Here is a 2,768-nt window from a genome sequence, read left to right on the forward strand (position 1 = left end):
GCAGGTTTGTTGGAGAGCAACTACATAGAAGTTTCATTTTTTGGATATTTTAGCAATTAGGGAGTGACTATAAGGAAGGAGTTGTTTTTAAGTATGCCAATTAAAATTCAAAGGTTTCTAAATCTTGCTATGGTCGTACTAGCATGGATTACATTACCTTTTTTGGGATTTAATAATATAAAAAGATTCTTTCCGGCTTCAGTCCTAATTGTATTTTTAGAATTTATACATGTTCTAATTGGGAAAAGACGTAAATGGTGGGTTTTTTATAATAAACCAAATTCTTATTTATTTAACGAATTTCCTTTTAATATTGGTCCGTTTTGGGTAGGGTCTATGTGGATATTAAAATGGACATACGGAAATTTTAAACTCTTTATATTACTTAATGCCTTAGTAGATGGTTCATTTACGGTAATAGGAAGTTTAGCAAGCAAAGTAAAATATTTTACAAATGTTCGGTTAAATAAATTTCAAATTTTCATTTATTTTTTTTACAAGGCATTTTTACTTTATGTTTTTCAATATTACTTTGAAAATAAAAAAAAACATTCTAATAAACAATAAATTAGATAAAAAATACACGGTAAAAAGTTTATTGATTATTGTTAATCACTACTTTTACTAAAAATTCTTATTCAACTAATGTGGCGGATATATACAGTATCAGTAAAAAAACATTGATATGATGCACCTTTTATCATTGTTTATATGTAACCGAAGAATGGTGTTTAAGGACTTGACTTGGAGCCTCTATGGGTACGATTTGTCTTGAAAGGCTGAAGAAGTTGTTTCATCAGGCAATCATACCCACCTCTCCAAGTAAAGTCCTATCGTTGTTTTCGTTGAAAACTATAATTACTTACTGAAGATAACAAGTAAACAAAGATAGAAAAGGGCTGTTTTTGTTTCGTTATTTACGATGATTACGGTCAAAAATCATACTGTATATATGGGGGCTTTAGTTTAATAAGGAGTACACAATAAAAACAGCCTGTATCCACGATTACTTAGTAATCAAAGATACAGGCTTTATTTTCCCATTATTTTATACACTTATGACATTTAATGATTGGCGAAGACCTTCTAGAGCAAAATCCTTTAAATATCTGTAGATGAATAAAGCTACAATTGGTGAAATATCAATAGGACCAAGAGAGGGGATAAACCGCCTAAAGAAGCCTAAATAAGGTTCGACTAGCTTGGTAATCCAAATGCCAAACTTTGTTGATTGAAAGTGAGGAAGCCAGGAACCAAAAATAGAAATTAATATTAACCAATAATAAGCCTCAAAAACATATTGTCCAAATTGTAAAATGTAACTGCTCAATTTAAATCTTCCATTCTATTCATATATTTTAAAAAACCATACAGATCTCGCGGATGTTTATATATACGACTAAGGACTAAAAAGGTTTCAATATGAGGTAATTATCCTGTTAGAATTTTCATTAGTCATCTCCACGTTTTTCAAAAAAATTACACTTTTATATGAAGATTTTCATAACGAACACTTAATTAACGGTTTTGATTTTAATTTAACCATATTTTTGGGGATCTTATTCAGGAATAAAGATTGTGAAATATTACACTTCAACTAAATGGGTAGATTAGTTCAATTAGACTTTCAGAATTGTTTTTACTTAAAAACACAACAAAATGATATTATTTTAAGTATACTTTAATTTTAATATCTAACTAAGGGAGGGATTATTTTGAGTAAATTAAGAGTAGCTTTACTGCACTTACTACCAATCGCAGGTAATATAAAAAAAAATCAAAGTCTTATTGAAAAAGCTGTTAAACAAGCGGCGGTTCAAAAAGTAGACTGGATTATAACTCCAGAATTAGCCGTTAGTGGCTTGCAATTTTCTCAAAGGATTGGAACTAATTGGATTAAGCAACAACCCGATGAATGGATGACCAAATTTTTATCGTTAGTTAAATCTTTGAATACTTACGTATTACTTGGTTGTCCTGAAAGGTCAGAAAATGGAGAGCTTTTTAATTCAGTATTTGTTATTAACCGAGATGGTAAACTAATAGGAAAACAAAGGAAAATCACAAGTTTCATTGATGATTGGTCTACATCTGGCGATTTCATTGAACCAATAGATATGGGCAATGTTAAAATTGGTGTTTTAATATGTGCAGATGCCTACAATAAAAGTATTGCAGACACATTATTGGCTAAAGGAGCAGAGGTCCTTGTTGCACCATCAGCCTGGGGTCCAGGGTTATACGGTCCTAACGGTGAGTGGGAACAAAGAACAATGGATACTGGACTATGTTTATTTGTTTGTAATCGTACTGGGGAAGATGATTCAGTTACCTTTTGGGAATCTGAAAGTCTGATTATTAAGAATGGTAAACGCCTCCTTTCACATAAGTCCAAGCAATCTGCAATTCTAACTTTTGACTGGGATTTTGAAAAAATGGATTTAATTACTACTGACTTTGATGTTGAATATATATCTTAGGTATTATTTTAAAGGTAATTATTCTTAAATTACAAAGATTGTGAAGAAATATACTTAAAGTAAAGGGGTGCTTTAATAGCATAAGGTACGATCTAACAAGCCAAAATTATGCAGATTTTCATTCAAAAATTGTTTATTTTTGTTTTTTTTGAATGCTTGTTTTGGAATAAAGATATATGAATAAGGGTAAACACTTTAAAGAATTTCAAAGACAAAACTAAGTGAATAATATTTAGGAATAATTTTGGTGGAATTTGCTCATTTTAATGATTGATATATGTAAAATGG

Annotated in this window: 3 protein-coding genes; 2 read left to right on the forward strand and 1 reads right to left on the reverse strand. The window is 30.2% G+C overall.

Annotated elements, in window-relative coordinates; all coding sequences use genetic code 11:
* The first annotated feature begins 93 nt into the window (after window positions 1–93).
* Window positions 94–567: a hypothetical protein gene (locus tag JN080_RS28620; RefSeq protein ID WP_256239328.1), complete on the forward strand. Its 474-nt coding sequence runs from the start codon at window positions 94–96 to the stop codon at window positions 565–567.
* Between the two features lie 481 nt (window positions 568–1,048).
* Here the strand turns inward: JN080_RS28620 and JN080_RS28625 are convergent, their stop codons facing one another.
* Window positions 1,049–1,330, reverse strand: coding sequence for a YggT family protein (locus tag JN080_RS28625; protein ID WP_256239329.1), 282 nt, complete (start codon window positions 1,328–1,330; stop codon window positions 1,049–1,051).
* Between the two features lie 385 nt (window positions 1,331–1,715).
* On the opposite strand from JN080_RS28625, the gene JN080_RS28630 reads away from it, so the two are divergent.
* Window positions 1,716–2,480, forward strand: a complete 765-nt coding sequence (locus JN080_RS28630; RefSeq protein ID WP_256239330.1) for a carbon-nitrogen hydrolase family protein — start codon at window positions 1,716–1,718, stop codon at window positions 2,478–2,480.
* Window positions 2,481–2,768: the final 288 nt, after the last annotated feature.

It is taken from the genome of Bacillus sp. EB600 (assembly GCF_024494385.1).
GTDB lineage: Bacteria > Bacillota > Bacilli > Bacillales > Cytobacillaceae > JAEVLT01.